This is a genomic window from Mesorhizobium sp. WSM4898, from assembly GCF_029625845.1.
Taxonomy (GTDB): domain Bacteria; phylum Pseudomonadota; class Alphaproteobacteria; order Rhizobiales; family Rhizobiaceae; genus Mesorhizobium.
Genome location: NZ_JARTVQ010000001.1, coordinates 84,464 through 107,132, shown reverse-complemented (window position 1 = coordinate 107,132; position 22,669 = coordinate 84,464). Strand labels below are relative to the sequence as shown.

24 protein-coding genes are annotated in these 22,669 nt (G+C 66.0%); 21 read left to right on the top strand and 3 right to left on the bottom strand.

The window, feature by feature from the left end; translation table 11 throughout:
• The first annotated feature begins 78 nt into the window (after positions 1-78).
• Both P9228_RS00500 and P9228_RS00495 read left to right on the top strand, forming a co-directional pair.
• The gene (locus P9228_RS00500) at positions 79-1,356 is read left to right on the top strand and encodes a GAF domain-containing protein (RefSeq protein ID WP_095826252.1); all 1,278 of its coding nucleotides are present in this window, start codon (positions 79-81) and stop codon (positions 1,354-1,356) included.
• Positions 1,356-2,096 carry a response regulator transcription factor gene (locus P9228_RS00495; RefSeq protein ID WP_066998258.1) on the top strand — a complete coding sequence of 247 codons (741 nt, stop codon included), beginning with the start codon at positions 1,356-1,358 and terminating at the stop codon, positions 2,094-2,096. Before P9228_RS00500 ends, P9228_RS00495 begins: the two co-directional genes overlap by 1 nt.
• A gap of 22 nt (positions 2,097-2,118) precedes the next feature.
• Here P9228_RS00495 and P9228_RS00490 read toward each other — a convergent pair whose 3' ends face one another.
• A complete protein-coding gene (locus tag P9228_RS00490) occupies positions 2,119-2,457 on the bottom strand; it encodes a putative quinol monooxygenase (RefSeq protein ID WP_095826251.1) in 339 nt (112 codons plus the stop codon).
• A 142-nt stretch (positions 2,458-2,599) separates the two neighbouring features.
• Between P9228_RS00490 and P9228_RS00485 the strand changes: the two genes are divergently transcribed.
• From P9228_RS00485 to P9228_RS00440, 10 genes are all read left to right on the top strand, one after another.
• Entirely contained in the window at positions 2,600-2,794 is a 195-nt protein-coding gene (locus P9228_RS00485; RefSeq protein ID WP_067323038.1) for a 4-oxalocrotonate tautomerase family protein, read from the top strand.
• A complete protein-coding gene (locus P9228_RS00480) occupies positions 2,794-3,684 on the top strand; it encodes an SMP-30/gluconolactonase/LRE family protein (protein ID WP_095826272.1) in 891 nt (296 codons plus the stop codon). The genes P9228_RS00485 and P9228_RS00480 overlap by 1 nt, the downstream gene beginning before the upstream one ends.
• Positions 3,685-3,771: 87 nt before the next feature.
• Complete coding sequence (locus P9228_RS00475) at positions 3,772-4,788, top strand: ABC transporter substrate-binding protein (protein ID WP_066998252.1); 1,017 nt, start codon at positions 3,772-3,774, stop codon at positions 4,786-4,788.
• A gap of 45 nt (positions 4,789-4,833) precedes the next feature.
• The gene (locus P9228_RS00470; protein WP_278051698.1) at positions 4,834-6,297 is read left to right on the top strand and encodes a sugar ABC transporter ATP-binding protein; all 1,464 of its coding nucleotides are present in this window, start codon (positions 4,834-4,836) and stop codon (positions 6,295-6,297) included.
• 1 nt (position 6,298) lies between these two features.
• Complete coding sequence (locus tag P9228_RS00465; protein WP_127247317.1) at positions 6,299-7,273, top strand: ABC transporter permease; 975 nt, start codon at positions 6,299-6,301, stop codon at positions 7,271-7,273.
• Between the two features lie 3 nt (positions 7,274-7,276).
• Complete coding sequence (locus P9228_RS00460; protein ID WP_095779808.1) at positions 7,277-8,224, top strand: ABC transporter permease; 948 nt, start codon at positions 7,277-7,279, stop codon at positions 8,222-8,224.
• 146 nt (positions 8,225-8,370) lie between these two features.
• On the top strand, positions 8,371-9,396 hold the full coding sequence (locus P9228_RS00455; RefSeq protein ID WP_067323051.1) for a BMP family protein: 1,026 nt from the start codon (positions 8,371-8,373) through the stop codon (positions 9,394-9,396).
• Between the two features lie 164 nt (positions 9,397-9,560).
• On the top strand, positions 9,561-11,072 hold the full coding sequence (locus P9228_RS00450) for an ABC transporter ATP-binding protein (RefSeq protein WP_127247316.1): 1,512 nt from the start codon (positions 9,561-9,563) through the stop codon (positions 11,070-11,072).
• A gap of 30 nt (positions 11,073-11,102) precedes the next feature.
• Positions 11,103-12,158 carry an ABC transporter permease gene (locus tag P9228_RS00445; protein WP_095799675.1) on the top strand — a complete coding sequence of 352 codons (1,056 nt, stop codon included), beginning with the start codon at positions 11,103-11,105 and terminating at the stop codon, positions 12,156-12,158.
• Entirely contained in the window at positions 12,155-13,099 is a 945-nt protein-coding gene (locus P9228_RS00440; RefSeq protein ID WP_127241718.1) for an ABC transporter permease, read from the top strand. Before P9228_RS00445 ends, P9228_RS00440 begins: the two co-directional genes overlap by 4 nt.
• Positions 13,100-13,160: 61 nt before the next feature.
• On the opposite strand, the gene P9228_RS00435 is transcribed toward P9228_RS00440, so the two are convergent.
• Positions 13,161-13,928 (bottom strand): SDR family oxidoreductase, encoded by a 768-nt coding sequence (locus P9228_RS00435; protein ID WP_095826244.1) that lies wholly within the window; start codon positions 13,926-13,928, stop codon positions 13,161-13,163.
• Between the two features lie 279 nt (positions 13,929-14,207).
• Here P9228_RS00435 and P9228_RS00430 point away from each other — a divergent pair, with 279 nt between their 5' ends.
• Together P9228_RS00430 and P9228_RS00425 are read left to right on the top strand one after the other, a co-directional pair.
• A complete protein-coding gene (locus P9228_RS00430; RefSeq protein WP_082953811.1) occupies positions 14,208-14,357 on the top strand; it encodes a hypothetical protein in 150 nt (49 codons plus the stop codon).
• Positions 14,358-14,509: 152 nt separating this feature from the next.
• Positions 14,510-15,355 carry an LLM class flavin-dependent oxidoreductase gene (locus tag P9228_RS00425; protein WP_278051697.1) on the top strand — a complete coding sequence of 282 codons (846 nt, stop codon included), beginning with the start codon at positions 14,510-14,512 and terminating at the stop codon, positions 15,353-15,355.
• Positions 15,356-15,662: 307 nt separating this feature from the next.
• Here P9228_RS00425 and P9228_RS00420 read toward each other — a convergent pair whose 3' ends face one another.
• Complete coding sequence (locus P9228_RS00420) at positions 15,663-16,337, bottom strand: isochorismatase family cysteine hydrolase (RefSeq protein ID WP_278051696.1); 675 nt, start codon at positions 16,335-16,337, stop codon at positions 15,663-15,665.
• A 190-nt stretch (positions 16,338-16,527) separates the two neighbouring features.
• On the opposite strand from P9228_RS00420, the gene exbB reads away from it, so the two are divergent.
• The 7 genes from exbB (at position 16,528) to P9228_RS00385 (ending at position 22,643) form a co-directional block, all read left to right on the top strand.
• Entirely contained in the window at positions 16,528-17,526 is a 999-nt protein-coding gene (gene exbB / locus P9228_RS00415) for a tonB-system energizer ExbB (protein ID WP_278051695.1), read from the top strand.
• 7 nt (positions 17,527-17,533) lie between these two features.
• Complete coding sequence (gene exbD, locus P9228_RS00410; RefSeq protein ID WP_278051694.1) at positions 17,534-18,013, top strand: TonB system transport protein ExbD; 480 nt, start codon at positions 17,534-17,536, stop codon at positions 18,011-18,013.
• On the top strand, positions 18,010-18,987 hold the full coding sequence (locus tag P9228_RS00405; protein ID WP_278051693.1) for a TonB family protein: 978 nt from the start codon (positions 18,010-18,012) through the stop codon (positions 18,985-18,987). The genes exbD and P9228_RS00405 overlap by 4 nt, the downstream gene beginning before the upstream one ends.
• 159 nt (positions 18,988-19,146) lie before the next feature.
• Positions 19,147-20,241: a transporter substrate-binding protein gene (locus P9228_RS00400; protein ID WP_095826242.1), complete on the top strand. Its 1,095-nt coding sequence runs from the start codon at positions 19,147-19,149 to the stop codon at positions 20,239-20,241.
• Complete coding sequence (locus P9228_RS00395; RefSeq protein ID WP_095826241.1) at positions 20,238-20,840, top strand: ANTAR domain-containing protein; 603 nt, start codon at positions 20,238-20,240, stop codon at positions 20,838-20,840. The genes P9228_RS00400 and P9228_RS00395 overlap by 4 nt, the downstream gene beginning before the upstream one ends.
• 19 nt (positions 20,841-20,859) lie before the next feature.
• A complete protein-coding gene (locus P9228_RS00390; RefSeq protein WP_176478976.1) occupies positions 20,860-21,726 on the top strand; it encodes an ABC transporter permease in 867 nt (288 codons plus the stop codon).
• Positions 21,723-22,643, top strand: a complete 921-nt coding sequence (locus tag P9228_RS00385) for an ABC transporter permease (RefSeq protein WP_066998214.1) — start codon at positions 21,723-21,725, stop codon at positions 22,641-22,643. Before P9228_RS00390 ends, P9228_RS00385 begins: the two co-directional genes overlap by 4 nt.
• The last annotated feature ends 26 nt before the right edge of the window (positions 22,644-22,669 follow it).

Here is a 22,669-nt window from a genome sequence, read left to right as displayed (position 1 = left end):
TGCGGAAACAGGATCGAGGCCGCGCGGCGCAGCTTGGCTGTCGTTCCACGGCATTCATCAGGGGGACAGGGAGGAGACATGTCGGAGGTATCTCCCCAGCTGATCGATCGGCTGCTCGCGATCTCGCGGGCGCTCGCCGGCCATATCGATCCGGGCTCAGCGTTCCGGGCGACAGCGATCGAAATCGGCACGCTCATCCCGCACGACCATATCGATCTGGCGGTGTTGTCGCTCGATGGGCGCATGCATGCCTGCTACGAGGCCGGCTTCCATACCAGCTGGAGCGATCTGGCGCAGCATCCGGTCGAGGGCAGCCCGATCCGGCGCGTGCTGTGGGGCGACACGCCTTATCTTCTGACCGACAACGCGCTTCTCGACGACCGATTCCACTTCGAGGGAGCGTTCGACGGACCGATCTTCGCCGCCAAGCTGCGCAGCCGCATCATCGTGCCGCTGCGGGCACGCGGCAGCGTGATCGGCGCGCTCAACATCAGCCGGCACAAGGCCGGCTGCTACTCGCAAGAGGACGTCGAGGTCGCTCAGCAATGCGCCGACCTCATCGGGCCCTATATGTTCGCGCTGATCCAGACAGAGGAAGCGCGCCGCGCCATGCTCGCCGAAAGCGAGGCGCGCAACCGGGCGGAACTGCTGAGAGTCGGCGCCTCGCAACTGACCGAGGGCATGGAGCGCGAGCGGCGCCGCATGGCCATGGACCTGCACGACCAGACGCTCGCCGACCTGGCCCGCATAGCACGACAGGTTTCAGCTTTCCGCAGCCGGGGCGTGGCGCGGACGGCCCAGCTTGCCGATCTCGAGCAGGAGGTGGCGGGCTGCCTGGCGGAGCTGCGCCACATCGTCGACGACATGCGGCCGAGCGTCCTGGAACTGTTCGGGCTGCGCGACGCGGTCGAGGCACATCTCAACCGCAGCGTTGCCAGGGCCAAGCCGCCGATCGCGGTGCGCATCGCCGACACCAGCGACGGCAGCGCCGACGGCCTGTCGGAAACGCTTCGCACCGCGCTCTATCGCATCGTGCAGGAAGCCATCAACAATGCGGTCCGTCATGCCGCGCCAAGCCGCATCGAGGTGCAGCTGGCGTCGACGGCAACCACATTCAACGTGACCGTCACCGACGACGGGCATGGCTGCGGCGCGATCGATCCCGCCGCTCAAGGCGGCATCGGCCACATGCACACGCGAGCGGCCCTTGTCGGGGCGCGGCTGCGTTTCGAGCCGGCCGACCGCAAGGGCGGCACCAGGGTCGTGATCGAGATCGATCGCGAGTCCGCCGAGGCCGAGGCGGCGGCGTGCGGCACCGCGATAACCGAAGCTCAGCCGGTGGCGGAGGCAGTCTGATGCTGGTCATGATCGCCGAAAATGACGGGCTGCATCGCACCTTCGCGCGGCGGACCGTCGAGCAATTGTGGCCCGGCGATGTCGAGGTGATCGAAGCCGGCGACGGCGAGGACGCCATAAATCTTGCGGCGGAACGGCAGCCGCCGCATGTCGTGCTCGACTTGCAACTGCCCAAGGCGACCGGGATCGAGGTGGCGCGCGCCATCTGGAGCCAGCGCGCCGGCACGCATATCCTGTTCTGGTCGAACTTCGCCGACGAGGCCTATGTGCGCGGCGTGGCCCGCATCGTGCCGCCGGGATCGGTCTATGGCTATGTGCTGAAATCGGCGACGGAAGAAGGCATGCGCTCGGCGCTGCGCGGCGTGTTCCGCGAGGGGCATTGCATCATCGACCGCGAGATCCGCGGCATCCAGCACCGCGTCCAGGACCGGTTCGAGGGCATCACCGACGGCGAATATGAAAGCCTGATCGACATCGCGCTCGGCCTCACCGACCGAGCGATCGCGGCGCGGCGCGGCCTGTCGATCCGCGGCGCGCAGAGCCGCATCAAGCATGTCTACGAGAAGCTCGGAATAGTGCCGCCGGAGGAGGGTGCTGGCGAGGCGTCGGTGTTCAATTCGCGCACCCGCGCGATCTATCTGGCCATGGCCCGAGGCCTGATCAACATCGATGCGCTGCGGCGCGAGCAGGAGCAACTCGACGCCTGGCTCGCGCAGGCAACGCCGTTGCAGGAGCAGTAAGCCCCGCGATGGGCGAACAGGCTCAGCTTGAATGCTGATTGCTCTTGGCCCTCAGAACGATCGGCTCGGTCTCGATCAATCGAAGCGACCTGACCATATCAGCCGTCCGCGCCTTGTATTTGAGAAAGTGCGGCGCGGTCAGGTGAGCTTGGTATGCGGAATGATCGACATAGCATTCGATGACGCGCACCGTTTCGGGCGAACCCTTTATCGAGACCGCGTGCAGGAACAACACGCCAGGCTCGTTCTGCACCGAGGCCTCGATCTCTTCGGCGAGCAAGGCCCTGAAGCTTTCGAGCTGGGATGCCTCGATCTCCAGTTCCGCAATCCGCACGATCGGCCTGCCGCATCTCTCTGCCATCCATGGTTCTCCTGTCTGCAGCCGTGGATGCCGGTGCCGACTGTGCAAAACCACAGTCGGTGCTGCGCTTAGACCGCTATCGCCCGGTCCGCGTCCCGACTAGCTTTTGTCCTACAAAAACAAAAATCCCGGGGAAGCGCTCATGCCGTTCGTCAGCATACGGATACTCGAGGGTCATTCGCAAAAGCGCAAGAACGAGATCTCTCGCCGGGTCACCGAGGCGATCAGCGAGGTCGCCGGACTGCCCATGGACGCGATCTGGGTGGTGATCGAGGACGTGCCGGGCAGCGACTGGTTCGTCGCCGGCAAGCCGGTGCGGGAACCCAAGAGCCCGTGATGTCGATCCCGGCGCGCGCCCGTCATTCCGGCTTTGATGACGTCGTCGGCAATGCGGCGATGGAGCGGCTCGCCACCGGCTACGGCTTCATCGAAGGTCCGGTGTGGCATCCCTATGAGAAATGGCTGGTCTTTTCCGATATTCCGCAAAGCCGCATGTACCGGCGCAGCGCTTCCGGCGAAATCGCGGCGTTCCGCGACCCGAGCCACATGGCCAACGGCAACACGCTCGACCGGCAGGGGCGGCTGGTGACCTGCGAGCACGCCAGCAGCCGCGTTACCCGCGCCGAGCCGGGCGGCACCACGACCGTTCTCGCCACGCATTACCAGGGCAAGCAGCTCAACAGCCCGAACGACATTGTCGTTGCTACTGGAGGCTCGATCTATTTCACCGATCCGACCTACGGCCGAGCGGAATTTTACGGCGTGCCGAGGCCGCAGGAACTGTCCTACCAGGGTGTCTACCGGATCGACGGCGACGGCGCCGGGCTGACGTTGCTTGCCGACGATTTCGCGCAGCCCAACGGGCTCTGCTTCTCGCTCGATGAATCGCGGCTCTTCGTCAACGATACCACGCGTGGCCACATCCGTGTGTTCGGCGTCGAATCCAATGGTGACCTCAATGGCGGCGCCGTATGGGCTGTGACCGAGGGCGATGCGCCAGGCGCGCCGGATGGGATGAAGATCGACAGCCGCGGCAACCTCTATTGCACCGGCCCGGGCGGCATCCATGTCTTTGACGCGTCGGGCGATCTCCTCGGCGTCATCGCGACGCCGGAAGATTGTGCCAATTTCACCTTCGGCGACGAGGACCTGCGGAGCCTCTACATCGCCGCGTCGACGTCGCTCTACCGGCTGAGGGTACGGGTGCCGGGATTGAGGCTGTTTTGAGCGGGACCGTTCGCGCTCAGATCGGATAGCCGGCCCGCAGGGGCCGGTGGGAAGTGCAGCAGTCAACACATCTGGGAGGATAATGACATGAAGAAACTACTGGTCTTGAGCGCCTTTGCAGCCATGCTCGCCTCGGGCACCGCGCTTGCCGACACGAGCGGCAAGAAGATCGCCTTCTCCAACAATTATGCCGGCAATTCGTGGCGCCAGGCGATGCTCGACAGCTACGCCATCGTCACCAAGAAAGCGGTCGAGGACAAGGTCGTGGCGGCGGCGGATGTCTTCACCACCGCCGACAAGGAAGTGCCGACGCAAGCCGCGCAGGTGCAGAACCTGATCCTGCAGGGCTATGACGCCATCGTCATCAACGCCGCCTCGCCGGATGCGCTGAACGGCGCCATCAAGCAGGCCTGCGACGCCGGCATCGTCGTCGTTTCCTTCGACGGCATCGTGACCGAGCCTTGCGCCTACCGCGTCGTCGTCGACTTCAAGGACATGGGTAGGCAGGAAGTCGAGCAGATGGCCAAGTTCCAGCCGAAGGGCGGCAATTTGCTGGAAATCCGCGGGCTGGCAGGCACCTCGATCGACGATGCCATCCATGCCGGTATCCTCGAAGGCGTCGCCGCCCATCCCGAGTTCAAGATCGTCGGCTCCGTGACCGGCGACTGGGACCAGACCACGGCGCAGAAGGCGGTGGCGACCATCCTGCCGTCGCTGCCGGAGATCGTCGGCGTCGTCGACCAGGGCGGCGACGGCTACGGCGCCGCGCAAGCGTTCGCCGCCGCCGGCAAGCCGCGTCCGACCATCATCATGGGCAACCGTCAGGACGAGCTGAAGTGGTGGAAGGAGCAGAAGGACAAGGACGGCTACCAGACCTGGTCGGCCTCGATCGCGCCCGGCGTGTCGACGCTCGCCTTCTGGGTAGCGCAGCAGGTGCTCGACGGCCGCAAGGACGTGCCGCACGATCTGCTGGTGCCGTATCTCGCCTTCACCCAGGACAATTTCGAGGCCGCGCTGCCGAAGATCAAGGAAGGCGGCGTCGCTACCCACGAATACACCCAGGAAGACGCGATCGCGGCCATCAAGGCCAACATCAAGCAATAGCGGCGCGACATTGCCAGCCGCATCGCCGACCGGATATCGTTGAGGATGCTCCAGGCTATTGCAGACATCGTCAGGCTGGACGGCGCCGAAAAGCACTTCGGCGCCGTCCGCGCGCTCAACGGCGTCGACTTCCATGTCGGCGCCGGCGAATGCGTCGGGCTGGTCGGGCACAACGGCGCCGGCAAGTCGACGCTGATGCATATGGTTGCGGGCACGCTGCGGCCCGATGGCGGGCAGATCGCGGTGCGTGGCAACCAGGAAGCGAGCTATTCCGTGGCGCGCGCGCTCGAGCTCGGCATACGCTGCGTGTTCCAGGAGCTGTCGCTCTGCCCAAACCTCAGCGTCGCCGAGAACACGCGCATCAACCATCCCTCGCTCAGCGGGCTCGGCTGGCGGCGCAAGGCCGCCGATCTCATCCAGGCCAAGCTCGACGAGATCTTTCCCGACCACGGCATCGCGGCGGACGACATTGCCGGCGATCTGTCGATCGGACGCCGCCAGATGGTCGAGGTGGCGCGCGCCTTCACGCTGACCCGCGAGCCGCTGCATCTGGTCATCCTCGACGAGCCGACCTCGTCGCTCGATGCGCACACGGCCGGCCAGCTGCTTTCATTCGTGCGCCGCTTCGTCGCCGCGGGCGGCAGCTGCATCCTGATCTCCCATGTGCTGGGCGAGGTGCTGCAGAATGCCGACCGCATCGTGGTGATGCGCGACGGCAAGGTGGTCGCCGCCGACGCCGCAAGCGCGTTCGACCGGGACAAGCTGGTCGCCGCGATGGGCGGCGCCGGGGAACATCAGAAGGCCGCCGCCGAGACCCGCAAGGTCGCGGTTGGGGCTCTCAGGGTGCGGGCGCGCCCGGCGCGGCAGCAGGATGGCAAGGAGCTTGTCGCCCGGGCGGGCGAGATCATCGGCCTTGCCGGACTCGCGGGGCATGGCCAGACGGGCCTGCTGCTCGCGATCTTCTCGGCCGCCTCGCGCGCCAGGGCCGGCATCGAAGTGACGGCGCCGGTGGCGCTGGTCGCCGGCGACCGCCAGGCGGACGGCATCTTCGCCCAATGGTCGATCGCCCAGAACATCGGCATCCGCTCGCTTCAGCGCCTGCGCGACGGCCTGCTGATCTCGCCGCAGCGCGAGGCGGAGCTGGCCGAATTCTGGAAGAAGAAGATCGGCATCCGCACGCCGGACATGAACAACAACATCTATTCGCTGTCGGGCGGCAATCAGCAGAAGGCGCTGTTTGCGCGCGCGCTCGGCTCCGATGCCGAGATCGTGCTGATGGACGATCCGATGCGCGGCGTCGACATCGGCACCAAGCTCGAAGTCTACGACCTCGTGCGCGAGGAGGCCGGAAAGGGCCGCACCTTCCTCTGGTACACGACCGAAACCGAAGAGCTCGACAATTGCGACCATGTCTATGTCTTCAAGAACGGCCGCATCGTCGCCAATCTTGGGCGCGACGAACTGACGGAGGAGAAGATCATCCAGTCCTCGTTCGGCGACACGGCCTGAGATGACGGCGATCGCTCCCGGCACGGTCCCCAAATCCTCGCGCGGCAGCGCGGCCCGCGCACGCACGCTGCGCAGCCTGCTGCCGGCGCTGTCGCTGGCGCTGGTGCTGATGGCCATCGCCTGGCTCAATCCGCGCGCCATCAGCTATTTCGGCTTCAATCTAATGCTGAACCTGGCGATCCCGATCGCGCTGGCGACGATCGCGCAGATGTTCGTCATCGCCGGCAATGAGCTCGATCTCTCGATCGGCACTTTCGTCGGCTTTGTCGGCTGCGTCACCGCCACCTGGCTCAGGGATGCGCCGTTCATCGGTGTCGCTGTGCTGCTCGGTTCAATCGGCGTCTACGCGCTGCTCGGCGCTCTGATCCATCTGCGCAACCTGCCCTCGATCGTGGTGACGCTCGGCATGAGCTTCGTCTGGCAGGGGCTGGCTATCCTCATCCTGCCGAAGCCGGGCGGCAAGGCTCCGGACTGGCTGCTGGCGATCATGTCTTTCAAGCCGCCCTATATCCCGTTCCCTATACTGGCGGCATTGCTCATCGCGGCGATCGTGCATTTTGGCCTGATGCGCACTTCATATGGCGTCATCCTGCGCGGTTCCGGCGGCAATGCCGCGGCGCTCAGGCGCGCCGGCTGGTCGCTGCTCAAGACAAAGATCGTGCTCTTCGCGTTGACCGGCCTGTTCGGCGTGCTTTCCGGCATGGCGCTGATCGGCATCACCACTTCGGCCGACGCCAATATCGGCAACGGTTACACGCTGCTTTCGATTGCCGGCGTCATCCTTGGCGGCGGCGAGTTCGTCGGCGGCCGGGTGTCGCCGATCGGCGCGGTCATCGGCGCGCTGACGCTGGCTTTGGCCGCCTCGCCGCTCTTGACCTTCATGCACATCCCGCCCGATTGGCAAGTGGCCGCCAATGGCGCGATCCTGATCATCGTGCTGGCGGCCCGGGTGCTGATCAGCCGCAGGGAGAGGTGAACGATGACCTCGGTCCGGATGCTGCTTGAAAAACCCTGGCTCTGGTCCTTCGTCGGCGCCGTTCTCGTGTGGGTGGCAACCGTCGCCTTCACCGGCGGCTATGGCGCCGGCGGCATGGTCACGGCGGCACTTTCGCTTGCCGTCTTCACCGTCATCGTCGGCGTCGGCCAGATGTTCGTCATCACGCTCGGCCCCGGCAATGTCGACCTGTCGCTGCCCGCCAATATCGGACTGGCGAGCGCGGTGGCGATGAAGGTTATGGGCGGCAGCGATTCGATGATCGTCGTCGGGCTGTTGGCGGCGCTCGCCTGCGGCGCGGCGATCGGCGCCATCAACTATCTGCTGATCTGGGCGCTCAGGATTCCGCCGATCATCGCGACGCTGTCGGCGAGCTTCATCATCCAGTCGGTCGACATCAGCTACGGGCGCGGCCTGCAGATCAAGCCGCCGCCTGGCTTTGCCGATTTCACCAACTGGCAGGTGCTGGGGATCCCGGTGCTGGCGATACTGACGGTGGTCTTCACCATCGCCGCGGCGCTGGCGCTGCAGCGCATGATCTATGGCCGCTCAGTGCTGGCGATCGGGCAGAACATCCGCGCCGCCTGGCTCGCCGGCGTCAATGTCGGCCGCATCCGCTTCCTCACCTACACGCTTTGCGGCGCGCTGGGTGGCATCGACGGCGCGCTGCTTGCCGGCTATTTCCGCGGCGCCAATGTCGATATCGGCAATGAATATCTGCTCGCCTCCATCGCGGTCGTCGTCATCGGCGGCACCTCGGTCGCCGGCGGCAAGGCCAACGTGCCCGGCGTCTGGGGCGCCGGCCTGTTCCTGGTGCTTTTGCTCACCATGCTCAACACCTTCGGCGTCAGCGCCGGCGTGCGGCTGGTGCTGACCGGGCTGATCATCGTCGGGGTGATCACGGCGGCGGGTGGCGAGAAGGCTGTGCGGTGACAAGTCGCGAGGAGGGGGTCGCTCTGCGGGGTCTCTCCAGCCAAATTTGACCATGTGGACAAAGGTCGGGCGTCGTTCCATAGTCCTCCCGTCTGACATGTTTTGAACGGCCGGCTCGACACGGTCGTCGAGCAGAGGGGATTTCAATGGAAAACGATCATCGCAAAACGCAACGCGCCGGCCTGTCGCGGCGCAATGTGCTGGAACTCGGCGCCCTCGGGCTGACCGCGGCGGCGCTGCCCGGCGTGGCCTTCGCCAAGGACAAGAAGCTGAAGGTGGCGGCGATCTTCGCGACGCCGATCGAGGAGCCCTGGGACAACCAGATCCATGTCGCCCTGCAGAAGGCCGAGAAGGAGCTGGGCATCGAATACAAATGGTCGGAGAAGGTGCAGACCGCCGACTTCAGCCGCGTGATGCGCGAATATGCGCAAGGCGGCTACCAGTTGGTGCTGGGCGACGCCTTCGCCGCCGAGCGCGAATCGCGGCGCACGGCAAAACAGTTCCCGAAGACGGCCTGGCTGTTCGGCTCCGGCGCCGGGCCGGCCGAACCCAATTTCGGCGTCTTCGACAACTGGATCCACGAGCCGGCCTATCTCTCCGGGCTGATCGCCGGCAAGATGTCGAAGTCGGGCACGATCGGCGCTGTCGCGGCAATGGGCATTCCGGAAGTGAACCGCCTGGTCAACGCCTTCTTCGCCGGCGCCAAGGAGGTCAATCCAAACATCAAGCGGAAGGTCGCCTTCATCGGCTCCTTCTTCGATCCGCCGAAGGCCAAGGAGGCCGCGATCGCGCAGATCGATGCCGGCGTCGACGTCATCTATGCCGAGCGTTTCGGCGTCATCGAAGCGGCGGTCGAAAAGAAGATCTACGCCATCTCCAACATGTCCGATCAGTCGAGCCTCGGACCCGACACGGTGATCACCGGCCCGGTATGGAATATGTATCCGACGGTCGAGCAGGCGATCAAGCTGGTCAAGGCGGGCGTCTTCACCGCGCAGGACTATGGCGACTTCTCGCGCATGGCCAAGGGCGGCTCCGATCTCGCCCCCTATCACAAGTTCGAGAAGACGCTGCCGGCCGAGGTCAAGGACCTGGTCGCCAAGAAGAGAGCCGAGATCCTGGAAGGCAATTTCCGCGTCGACGTCGACGAGAACACGCCGGTGTCGGATTGACCAGTGCCCTCCCCCTTGCGGGGAGGGGTGCCGAGCGAAGCGAGGCGGGAGGGGTCGTCTCAACCGCTCGACCTTGACGACTGAAGATGGAGCGCGTCGCGGGCGACCCCACCCGGCCCTGCAGGCCACCCTCCCCTCGAGGGGGAGGGATATTAGGAGCATCCTTGCCCGTCCCACTGATCGAAATGCGCGGCATCACCAAGAGCTTCGGCGCCGTCAAGGCGAACGAGGGCGTAGATCTCAGCGTCGCCCCCGGCGAGATCCTTGGCCTGCTCGGCGAGAACGGCGCCGGCAAGACGACGCTCATGAACGTGCTGTTCGGCGCTTATGCGCCGGATGCGGGCGAGATCCTGGTCGAGGGCAGGCCGGTCGCCATCCACAATTCGGCCGATGCACTCGCGGCCGGCATCGGCATGGTGCATCAGCATTTTCATCTGGCGCCGCGGCTGACGGTGCTGGAAAACCTCTTGATCGGCATTGCCGGCAAGTCCGGCCGCATCGACCGCACGGGCGGGCTGGCGCGGCTGAAGGAGATCGGCCGCCAACATGGCTTACATCTCGATCCCGGCCTGCCGGTCTCGGCGCTCTCGATCGGCGAGCAGCAGCGGCTGGAAATCATCAAGGCGCTGTTTCGCGGCGCCAGGCTCCTGATCCTCGACGAGCCGACGGCGGTGCTGGCGCCCAGCGAGGTCGATGGCCTCTTCGCCGCGCTGCGCTCGATGGCGGCGCAAGGGCTCGGCATCATCTTCATCTCGCACAAGCTCAACGAAGTCAGGGCGCTCACGCATCGTTGCGTCGTGCTTCGGCATGGCAAGGTCGCCGGCCGCGTCGATCATCCGGCAGGAACCACCTCGGCCGAGATGGCCAAGCTGATGTGCGGCCACGAAATCATGCCGCCGATCAAGGAGGTCTCGACGCCGGGCGCGCCCGTGCTGACGCTCGACGGCGTTTCCACCTCAGGTCATGGCGGCACGCCGCTGCGCGAGGTCTCGCTCTTTGTCCGCGCCGGCGAGATCCTCGGCGTTGCCGGCGTCTCCGGCAATGGCCAGCGGGCGCTGGCTGATGTGATCTCCGGCATGCTGTCGCCGAGTGCCGGTTCGATGACGATAGCCGGCAAAGCAGTTGCACAATTTTCGCCGCGGGCGCTGCAGGCGCTCGGACTCGGCCGCATCCCGGAAGACCGGATGACGACCGGGCTGGTCACCAACCTGCCTTTAGCCGACTCCATGGTGCTGCCCCGCATCGGCACCGAGGCCTTCAGCCGCATGGGGCTGCTCGATCCGGTGGCGATCCGCGCCTTCGCCGAAGCGCAGATCAAGGCCTATGACATACGCTGTCCCGGGCCCATGACGCGCGCCGGCGCGCTTTCCGGCGGCAATCTGCAGAAGGCGCTTTTGGCGCGCGAGCTCGCCTTCGACCCGAAGGTGCTGATCGTTTCGCAGCCGACGCGCGGCCTCGACATCGGCGCTGCACGGTTCATCCACGAAAAATTCCTGGCCATGCGGGCGAAGGGTTGCGGGATCATCGTGATTGGCGAGGATCTCGAGGAATTGCTGATGCTCTGCGACCGCATCACGGTGATGTATGAGGGTCGCATCGCCGGCACGCTTTCCGGCCCGGAGGCCACCGTCGCGAGGCTTGGGCTGCTGATGACCGGCGCGGAGGGGAGGGCGTAGAGCTATGGAATTGCCTCGGGAGCACGCCTGATGTTCCGTCTCGAAGTCCGCAGCTCGACGCCGGCCTGGTTCAATCTCGCACTACCGCTACTCGCCATCGCCGTCGCGCTGGTTTTGTGCAGCGGTCTCATCGCCGTCGCCGGCGCCGGTGTCATCGAAGCCTATGGCGTGATGCTCTCGGCCTCGCTCGGCGACAGCTACGCAATCACCGAGACGCTGGTGCGCGCCGCGCCGATGATCTTCACCGGCCTTGCGGTGGCGATCGCCTTCCGCGCCAAATTCTGGAACATCGGGGCCGAAGGCCAGCTGCTGGCCGGCGCGGTTGCGAGTTGTGCCGTAGGCGCCATCCCGATGCCAGGACCGCTCGCCATCCTGCTGATGGCGCTGGCCGGCGCGGCGGCCGGCGCCCTCGTCGCGCTGGTGCCGGCGACGTTGCGCGTCAAATTCAAGGTCGACGACGTGGTCAGCTCGCTGCTGCTCAACTCGGTCATCTATTACGCGCTGATGGCGCTGATCGAGGGGCCGTGGAAGGACACCTTTTCCGGTTATCCGATCTCGCCGCCAATCGAGGATTCCGCCAATTTCCCGGTGCTGATCGAAGGCACAAGGCTGCATATCGGCGTCGTCGTGGCGCTGATCGCAGCGCCCGTTTGCTGGTTCCTGATCGCGCGCACCACGCTCGGCTTCCGCATCCGCGTCACCGGCGAGAATGCGGAGGCGGCCCGCTATGGCGGCATCAATACCCAGCGCGTGCTGCTCTCCACCGCGCTGCTTTCCGGCGCGCTGGCCGGACTGGCCGGCGTCGGCGAGGTTGGTGGCGTCCATTTCCAGGTGATGAGCGACATCTCGCCGGGCTACGGCTATTCCGGCATCGTCGTCGCGATGCTCGCCAGGCTCAATCCGCTCGGCGTCGTGCCGGCCGCGATCTTCCTTGCCGCGGTCATGACCGGCGCCGAGGCGATGTCGCGCGCGACCGGCGTGCCGGCCTTCCTCAGTGAGGTCATCCAGGGTACAGCGCTGCTTGCGATGCTGGTGGCGCTGCTCTTCACCGCCTATCGCATCCGCCGCGTGGGGGCGTCCGCATGAGCGCGGTGTTAGAGCAGATTTTTCAGGTCGGCTTTCTCGCCGCCATCATCCGTATCGCCACACCGCTCGCCTTCGCCACGCTAGGCGAGATGTTTTCCGAGCGGGCGGGCGTGCTCAATCTCGGCATTGAAGGCATCATGCTGTTGGCGGCCATGGCCGGCTTCACCGCCGCGAGCCTGAGCGGCAGCCTGTGGCTGGGCGTGCTGGTGGCCGTGCTTGTCGGGGCGGCGATGGGCGCGGTGCATGGGCTGTTCACGGTGGTCTTGGGCCTCAGCCAGCATGTCTGCGGCATCGGAGTGACGCTGTTCTGCTCTGGGCTCGCCTATTTCCTCTACCGGCTGATCTTCGGCCAGCAATCGGTGCCGCCCAGCATCAAGGGCTTTCAGCCGGCGCCGATCCCCCTGCTGTCGGACATTCCGATCCTGGGGCCGGCGGTGTTCAACCAGTTCACGCTGGTTTATCTCGCGATCATCGCCGTTCCGTTTGCCGCCTTCGTGCTCTACCGCACGCCCTGGGGGCTGTCGGTGCGCATGGTCGGCGAGAACCCGCGCGCGGCGGATTCCGCCGGCGTCAGCGTGATCGCCACGCGCTTCCAGGCCGTGATCCTCGGCGGCGCGCTGATGGGTCTTGCCGGCGCCTTTCTCACCATGGCGCAGTTCAACGCCTTCACCTTCGGCGTGGTGTCGGGGCGCGGCTGGGTGGCGATCGCGCTGGTGGTGTTCGGCCGCTGGGACCCGTGGCGTTCGGCGGGCGCGGCATTGCTCTTTGCCTTCGTCGACGCGCTGCAGCTCAGGATGCAGGCCAGCGGCCTCGGGCACATCCCTTACGAAGCCTTCCTGATGCTGCCCTTCATCTTCACCATCGTCGCCATGGCCTTCATTTCGCGCAACGCGGTCGCGCCTTCGGCGCTGCTGAAGCCGTTTCGACGCGAGGAACGGTAGGTAGATTCTTTCCTCTCCCCCGATCGCCGGGGTAGAGGAAGGGCGCCAAGCTTGGGACGCCTCAGATCGCCGTGAAGGCGTTGTCGACGAAGAGATGCGCGCCGTTGACGAAGCTCGATTCGTCGCTCGCCAGGAACAGCGCCGCCTTGGCCACTTCCTCCGGCTCGCCGATGCGGCCCTGTTGCGCGGCCATGGCGGCATCGGAAACATCGACGCCGAGCTTGCCGAGGTCGGCGACCTCGCGCATTCCGTGCGGCGTGCGGATGAAGCCGGGACAGATGGCATTGCAGCGGATGTTGCGATCGCGGAACTCCACCGCGATGGCACGCGCGAACATGTGGCAGGCGCCTTTAGTGGTGTCATAGAGCACTTCGTTCGGCGTCGCCGCCACCGCCGAGATCGACGAGGTGCAGACGATCGAGCCGCCGCCGGCGGCGATCATGCCCGGCAGCACCGCGCGCGTCATCAGGAACATCGAACGCACATTGACGGCGTGCAGCCAGTCCCATTCCTGCAGAGTCGTCTCCAAGAAGGGTTTAATCACAATGGTGCCGGCGTGGTTGAACAGCACGGTCACCAGCCCGAATTTTTCCGCGGCCGCCTTCGCCGCCGCCTCGACCTGCGCCTCATCGGAAACGTCGGCTACGAAATGCTCCGCATCATGGCCGCGCGCGCGGATCGCCGCGGCGGTCTTGCCGGCGGCCTCGCCATTGCGGTCGATGATCGCAACCTTGGCGCCTTCGGCGGCAAACAGCTCGGAAGCCGCTCCACCCATGCCCGTCGCGCCACCCGAGATGATGGCGACCTTGCCCGCCAGCCTTCCACCCATGTTTTTCTCCCTGAGTCCTGTGAGACTATTTTGATGCTATCCCCTCGCGTACCGAGTAGCCAAGCGCTTGAACGAGGCCGTTTGCCGCCGAAAAGCCGGAGCTACAGGCATTTTGTCGGATCCTCCGGTGGCGCATCCCCGCACGTTTTCGATCTCGGCTGAGAATAAACGCCCCTCAAGTTGCCGTTTCCGAGGACGTCCTTCCAAAAACCGGCGAAAAATAGCACTCGACAAAGTCTACTATCTTTATAGATTAATGGCCGAGACGGAGGTTCGACCATGACCTACATGCAGAATGCTCAGCGCAAGGGCCAGAGGCTGACCGCCGACCAGAGCTGGAGGCCCGCCTATGGCGGAACCTTCGCCTATCTCGTTTTCGCGCTGGCATTCGTGTTCACCGGCGCGGTGGTGCTTGGGATCATCCCCTGACAGAGCCGGGGCCTACGGCCCCGCCGTCCAAAAATCTGAGTTGGAGTAACCGGAGAAGATAACTGGCCGAGCGCCAGGCGCGTCGGCGCGCCTGCGCGCATTGGATTGTTCGAGGTGGAGCGGGGCAAGCCAACGTGACGGAGGAGATGGCAATGCCGATCGAGTTCACGCATGTTCCCGGTAAGCCTGCGAATGGCAGCTTCTTCTACGATTTCGCCGAGACGGCGACCAAGCTGTCGCTGATCGAGGATGCGGGGTTCCGCAAGCTGGTGATCGACGATCCGGCCGGCCTGCTCGCCAACATGGACATCGCCGCGCAGACGCTCGACCGCACCCCGGCGCTGGAAGTGGTGCTGACGCACTGGGCCGGTGTGGTCGAGCCGGCGGTGGCGGCAAGGCAGCTCGCGGCGCTCGACTTGAGAGGCGGCGGCCGCCTGTCGCTCAGGATGCTGAGCGAGCCGCTCCAGGACAGTGATGCCGAGGCGCGGCCGGTCGGCCACAGCGTGGTGTTGCAACGCATCGACGAATATCTTGTGCTGCTGAAGCGGCTGTGGTCGAACGACAAGCCCTTCGACCATGAAGGCGCCTTCTACAGCGTCAAAGGCGGTTACGTGCCGCGCAAGGGCCCGCATGGCGGCAACCTCACCATCCGGCTTGGCGGCCAGTCCGGCACCGCGCTGAAGGTCGCCGGCCGGCATGCCGATATATTCGAGCTGGCGGCCGGCTCGCCGGACGAAGTCGCGCAGTTGATGCAGCGTGTGCGCGGCGCTGCAGCCGAGCACGGCCGCGCCGGCAGATTGCGCTTCGCGCTTCCCGTCCGCATTCGCCCCGAAGGCTGGTCCGGCGCCTCCGACCACAAGGCGGTCGAGGTCGCGGGGCCGCCGGCGCGGCTTGCGCTCTCGCTGTTGCCCTATGCCGCGCTAGGCATCGAGGAATTCATGATCGGCGGTATCGACCGTCCCAGCGAGATCGCGCGGATCGCGAGACGGTCACGCTGATCGCGAATTCGCTGGCTCGGTGCGACGCCGACACCCTGGCGCCAGGAACGTTCGCGTCGCGCTCGTTCACCGGGGCACACCTTCGGTGAAATCGCGGAGCGAGGTGAGACCGGCCGCTGCGGCTGCCGGTTTCATCAAGACGGGACATAGTGAAGACATTGATCAAGGTCACTGCGGTCGACATGGCTTGGCTCCGTCTGTCCTGGCGGCGGCGGCTAACCGTGAAGACGAAAGCGATGCCGGGAACGGAACGGTGCACGCAAAAAGATTTGTGACCGGCGGATTCTGCGATCCCGAAATCCCGATATCAATCCCGTTCTTCTGCGATCCGCGACAGCGCGGCGATGACCGCCTCCGAGCTCGCCAGCGCGCCGAAGACGCCGTCCTCGACCGTCACCATATGCAGCGCGGCTTCGTGCGCCCGGCCGTCGCCGCTGGCGCAGGCGTCCGCAATCGTCAGGCATTGGAAATTGCGGTCGCAGGCCTCGCGCAGCGTCGTGTGAACGCAGACATCGGTCGTGCAGCCGGTGAACATCAGATGGGTGATGCCGCGCGCCCTCAGCACCAGTTCCAGATCCGTATAGGTGAAGCCGCCGTTACAGGTCTTGTCGACAATGATGTCCTCGGGCCTGACTTCTATGTCGGCGACGATCTGGAAGCCTGGGCTGGAGCGCAGCAGGATATCGGTGCCGTCCAGTCCCGCCCGCTTGCGGCGCCATTTTTCGTAAGCCGTCATATCGGCCATGTCGGCGCGGTAGCCTTGCCTCGTATGGACGATTGCGAGGCCGGCGGCGCGCGCGGCCGCAATCAGCCGATTCACCGTCGGCAGAATGGCCCGCAGCGGCGAAGGGTCATAGCCTTTCCTGGCGAAATAGCCTGTCGGCGACAGGAAATCCGCCTGCAGGTCGATCACGAGCAGGGCGGTGTCTTGCGGCACCAGCCTTCCGTCATAGGGGAAGTCGAACGGGGTCGCCTTGATCATCGCCTGCTGCCTCGGTTGTGGCTGACATGGTGGCCCAGCGACGGCGTCGCAGTCCAGACCTCACGGCGTCCCCGGCTACCGGCGCGCGACCCGGATATTTGATGGTGATGGACATCTTAATAGTTGACTCGGTAACTCATGTTTTCTAGTCAGACGGCATTGGCGTGCAATGATGAAGCGAGGACTAGCCTTGTCCCGGAACAGTCTTTTTGTGGTGCTGGCCGCGTTCGCCATTCTTGCGGCCGGCTCCTTTCTTCCCGACGTCGCGCTGGCGCAGGAGCAGCCGGCACCCGCGGCACCGGCCGCACAAGCGCCCGCTCAGCAGCCCATAACAGCTCCGGCAGCCGTGCAGGCAGCTCAGGCCCCGGCCGCGGCACAGCCCCCGGCGACGGAGGCACCAACCGCTGCCGCACCGACCGAACCGCGCGTTCAGCCGGCGCCAGGCACTGCCGGGGGCGAAGAGACTTCCGCCATTGCGCTGACGCTGCCGCATGACCTGCCGCCCTGGGGCATGTTCATGAATGCCGACATCGTGATGAAGGCGGTGATGGTCGGACTTGCTCTCGCTTCTCTGGTCACCTGGACGATCTGGCTCGCCAAGTCGCTGGAGATCCTCGGCGGCAAGCTCAAGGCGCGGCGCGCGGCGAACGCGATCGGCAATGCCGCGACGCTGATGCAGGCCGGCCGCGCGCTCGGCCACAGCGGCGGCCCGGGCGCGCTGCTGGTGCGGGCGGCGGAGGAAGAGCGCGCGCTCTCGGCCGGCGCGTTGGATCACATCTCGGGCGACGGCCTGAAGGAGCGCGTCACCTCGCGGCTGTCGCGCATCGAGGCGGCAGCGTCCCGGCGCATGTCGCGCGGCACCGGCCTGCTCGCCACCATCGGCTCCACGGCGCCCTTCGTCGGCCTGTTCGGCACCGTCTGGGGCATCATGAACGCCTTCATCGGCATCTCGCAGGCGCAGACCACCAATCTTGCGGTGGTGGCGCCGGGCATCGCCGAAGCCCTGCTCGCCACGGCAATGGGTCTGGTGGCTGCGATCCCGGCGGTGGTGATCTACAACGTCTTCGCGCGATCGATAGCCGGCTACAGGCAGATCCTCGCCGACGCCTCGGCAGGCGTCGAGCGGCTGGTCAGCCGTGACCTCGATTTTCGCACGGTGCCGCCGGCAACCGCGTTGGCAGCGGAGTGAGCGGCCAATGGCGGCGCGGATTCGCGAGACGGCCGGCGACGATCTCGAGGAAAGCCACGAGATCAACGTCACCCCGTTCATCGACGTCATCCTGGTGCTTTTGATCATCTTCATGGTCGCGGCTCCGCTTGCGACCGTCGACGTCAATGTCGACCTGCCCGGGTCGACGGCGACGCCGGCGCCACGGCCGGAGACACCGCTGTTCCTGACGCTGAAAAGCGATCTTTCTCTGGCGATCGGCAATGAGGCTGTGCCGCGACCGAGCTTCGCCACCGTGCTCCACAGCCGCACCAAGGGCGACAAGCAGACGCGCATCTTCCTGCGCGCCGACAAGACGGTGGGCTATGGCGAGCTGATGGAGGCGATGAACCTGCTGCGCGCTGCGGGCTACCTCAAGATCGCGCTGGTCGGGCTGGAGACGGCGTCCGGCACCGGGGCTGCGGCCGCCACCTCCGCGCCGGCGACAAGCGGAAGCGCGGCGCAATGACGCAAGCGATCGCCGCCTTGTCCACCCAGCCACGCTTCGGCTTCCGCGAAGCCGGTCTGTGGGCAAGCGCGGCCACGGTTATTTTCGCCGCGCATGTCGCGGTCGCTTATGCGGTGCAGAATCTGAGCTTTACCGAGGTGCCGGACGGCGGCGCGCCGCCGGCGCTGGCTGTCGAAATGGCGCCGCTGCCGACGACGCCTGCCGTGCCGGAAGAGGCGGCCATGCTGGACACGGTCGCGCCGGACCAGCCAGATGCGGCGGAGGAGACGGAAAAGCCCGCCGAAGTGAAACCGGTGACCGATCCGGCGCCGGTCGTGAAATGGGTCGAGCCGGTCGCCGAGCCGCCGGTCGTTTCCGACAAGGCGGCGGAGGCCGAACCGGCGGAGACAGCAGCTGCGCTCAGCGAGCGGCCGCCGCTGGACGAGGTCGTGCCCGACCCTGTCGAGACAGCTACTCCCGACGTCGTCGTTCCGCTGCCGCAGCCAAAGCCTTTCGAGGCGCAGCCGAAGGCAAGCCAGCCCGTCGAGGCGAGGAAAAAAGTGGAAAAGAAGCCGGTCGAAAAGCCGAACCAGAGGAAAAGGGCAAAGGCCGCGCCGCCAAAGGCCGTGACGATGGCCGGCATCGATGCCAACGCAGGCGCGAAGGCCGCCGCGCCGCAATCCTCCGACTCGGTGTCGCGATCGAGCGTCAGCCCGTCGCGCTGGAATTCCAACTTGGCGGCATGGATCAGGCGGCATACCCGCTATCCGAGCGCGGCGCGCTCCAGGCGCGTCGAGGGCACGCCTACTGTAACCTTCACGGTAGACGTCTCCGGCAGGGTGGTCTCTGCCCGGCTGGCGCAATCCTCGGGCGATCCGGATCTCGATCGCGCCGCGCTCGGCGTGTTGCAGGGCGCGTCGGTGCCGGCGCCGCCGGCCGAACTCGGCGCCCACGTCACCCGCACCGCGCCTTTCGTCTTCAGCCTGCGCGATTAGATGCCCCGCCGCGCCATGCAACTTTGAGGCTTGACTGGCGGGCGGTAGGGAATAGGGTAGCTGCGAACATATCGGCCTCGGTCGCCGGACGGCAAGAATGCCTCGTATGCCTCGCCTGTCGGCGGCGGCTGCGGGGCTTTTTCATTTTTGGGGCATTGCTTGAAACGGCGTATCGAGATCGGCGTCCTCTATTCGCGATCCGGCAGCTACCAGCTCGTCTCGGACGCGTGCCGCACGGGCGCGATGCGGGCGATCGCCGACATCAATGCCGACCGAAGCTGCGGGATCGAGCTGGTGCCGGTCGAACGCGATCCGCAAAGCAATGCCGACCGCTACGCCTCACTTTGCGAGGATATCTTCCGGACCAGCAGCGCCCGCCACGTGATCGGCTGCATTACCTCCTGGAGCCGCAAGGAGACGATCCCTGTGCTGGAGAAGGCGGGCGGCATGCTCTGGTATGCCTGCCCCTATGAGGGGTTCGAGGCCAACGAGCATGTCGTCTACATGCATGCCTGCCCGAACCAGCATCTGGTTCCGCTGATGGCTCATGTCGCGCCGCGTTTCGGCGCCAACGGCTTCCTGCTCGGCTCGAACTATATCTGGGGCTGGGAGATGAACCGCGTCGCGCGCGACCTGATCGCCGACGCTGCGGGCAAGGTGCTCGGCGAGCGCTACCTGCGCATCGGCGAAACCGACGTTTCGCGCCTGATCGATGAAATCCGCGCCACGCGGCCGAATTTCATCCTCAACAACCTCATCGGCACCTCGTCCTATGCCTTCCTGGCGGCATATCGCGACTTGGGACGCGAGAATGCGGCCTTCAAGGCCGATGCCTGCCCGGTCATATCCTGCAATCTCACCGAGGGCGAGTTGCCGGCGATCGGCGAAACGGGCAGGGGCCATTTGTCGGCCGGACCCTATTTCGCGCCGCGCCCGGCTGCCTTCGCCTCGTCCTTCGAGGCGTCCGCCTATGCATCGGTGCAAGTGATGGCGGACGTGCTCTCCGGCGATCCCGACGCCGGCCCGGCGGCGTTCTCAAAAGCCTTCGCCGGGCGCCGCTTCACGACGCGCCTGGGGCCTATCGCAATCGATCCGCACACGCAGCATGCAACCCTGCCGGTGATCATCGGGCGCATCGCCGATGGATTTTTCGAGGTCGTCAGCCGCGAGGAAGAGGTGGCGCCCGATCCCTATCTGTCGCGTTACGACCCGGCGAAGACCTTCGGCCGTCCGCGGCTCAGGGTGGTGTCGTGAGCCGGTCCGCACGCATCCCCAATCTCGGCGGCGCGCGGGTTTTCGTGCTGCATCGCCCGCACGCGACGGTGCAGGCGATCACCAGGCAGCTGTCGGCGATCGGCCTTGAGGCGGTCGAATGCTGGCCGCAATTGCCGGCAGAGGCGCTTGCCGCGGATTTCGTCTTCTTCGACGCCGATCTCGGCTTCGACGAGCAGTTCCCGTGGCAGCCGGGCGAGGCGCCGATGCCCCTGGTGGCGCTGATCGGTTCGGAAGCGCCGGGCCGCATCGAATGGGCGCTGTCGCAAAAAGCCGACGCGCAATTGTTGAAACCGGTCGGCAATGCGGGCGTGTACAGCGCGCTGCTGATCGCCCGGCAAAGCTTCGAGGCGGGGAAACGGCTGGCCGACGAGATCGCGTCGCTGCGCCAGCGCGTCGGCGAGCGCCAGACCATCGTGCGCGCGGTCGCGGCGCTGTCGAAAGGCAGCGACGACGATCGCGCCTATGCGCAGTTGCGGTCGCTGGCGATGAGCTGGCAGATCAGCGTCGAGGAAGCGGCCCGGCGGATCGTGGCGATGACGGAAAACGAGGATGGCGGTGACCAATCCCATCGCGCCTGATCTCCCGGCGCCGGGCCAAATGCCGGTCAAGCCGCGCGCCGGCGTCTGGCGCCGGCTGCTCAAGCGGCCGCTGGCGCTGCTCGGACTCTTCATCGTCGCCATCGTGCTTGCTGGCGCCATCCTGGCGCCGTGGCTGACCGGCTACGATCCCAACGAGCAGATGTTCGACGGACTGACGCTGGAAGGTTCGCCCTTGCCGCCGAACGCCAAGTTCTGGCTGGGCACCGACCTGCTCGGCCGCGACCTGTTGACCCGCATCCTGTTCGGCGCCCGCACCTCGCTGATCATCGGCATCGTCGCCAACGGCGTGGCGCTTCTGATCGGTACGCTGGTCGGCGTCACGGCCGGTTATTTCCGCGGCTGGATCGGCAGCGCGCTGATGCGCTTCACCGACCTGATGATGGCCTTCCCGGCACTGCTTCTCGCCATCTGCCTGGCGGCGGTGTTCGAGCCGAGCCTTTGGATCGTTGCCATGGTGATCGCGCTGGTCAACTGGGTGCAGACCGCGCGCGTCATCTACACCGAAACCTCGTCGCTGTCGGAGCGCGAGTTCATCGATGCCGAGCGCACGATAGGGGCGAGCGCGCCGCGCATCCTGTTGCGCCATATCCTGCCGCATCTGCTGCCGACCATCATCGTCTGGGGCACGCTCGGCATCTCGACCACGGTGCTGCTCGAAGCCACGCTCAGCTATCTCGGCATCGGCGTGCAGCCGCCGACGGCCTCCTGGGGCAACATCATCTTCGAGAACCAGACCTATTTCCAGGCGGCGCCCTGGCTGGTGTTCTTCCCCGGCGCCGCGATCCTGGCGCTTGCGCTTGCCTTCAACCTGATCGGCGACGCGCTGCGCGACATCCTCGACCCGACGCAGAGGGGGCGGGCATGATCGCCTATCTCGGCCGACGTCTCATCCAGTCGCTGCTCATCCTGCTCGGCGTCTCGCTGATCACCTTCGCGCTGCTCTATCTGCTGCCGGCTGATCCAGTGCGCCAGATCGCCGGCCGCAGCGCGACGCCCGACACGGTTGAAAACATCCGCAGGCAGCTCGGCCTCGACCAGCCCTTCATCGTCCAGTACTGGCACTATCTCACAAGGCTGCTCAGCGGCGATCTCGGCCGCTCCTACATCCAACGCTCTGAAGTCACCGAGCTCATCGTCTCGCGGCTGCCGGCGAGCCTGCTTCTGATGGTCGGCGCCATCCTGTGCGAGCTCGCGATCGGCCTTACCATGGGCCTGATCGCCGCCGTCAAGCGCGGCACCTCCACCGATCAGACCTTGATGGTCGCCTCCTTTGTAGGCGTCTCGGCGCCGCAATTCGTCGTCGGCCTGCTCCTGCTCTATGTCTTCGCCGTCCGGCTCGGCTGGTTCCCGATCGGCGGCTACGGCAGCTGGCGGCATCTTGTGCTGCCCTCGCTGACCATGGGCATACTCGGCGCCGGCTGGTATGCGCGCATGATGCGCTCGTCCATGATCGACGTTCTGCGCCAGGACTATATGCGCACCGCCCGCGCCAAGGGCCTGGCGCGCGGCGCCATCCTGTTCCGCCATGCGCTGCCCAACGCCATCCTGCCGGTGGTCGCCATGATCGGCATCGACATCGGCGTCTTCATGGGCGGCATCGTGGTGGTCGAAAGCGTCTTCGGCTGGCCCGGCATCGGCCAGCTCGCCTGGCAGGCCATCCAGCGCGTCGACATCCCGATCATCATGGGCGTCACCCTGGTCTCGGCCTTCGCCATCGTGCTCGGCAACCTGCTGGCCGACATCATCGCGCCCTTCATCGACCCCCGAATTAAACTCAGATGAACAAGGCAACAACCAGAGAAAGGGAA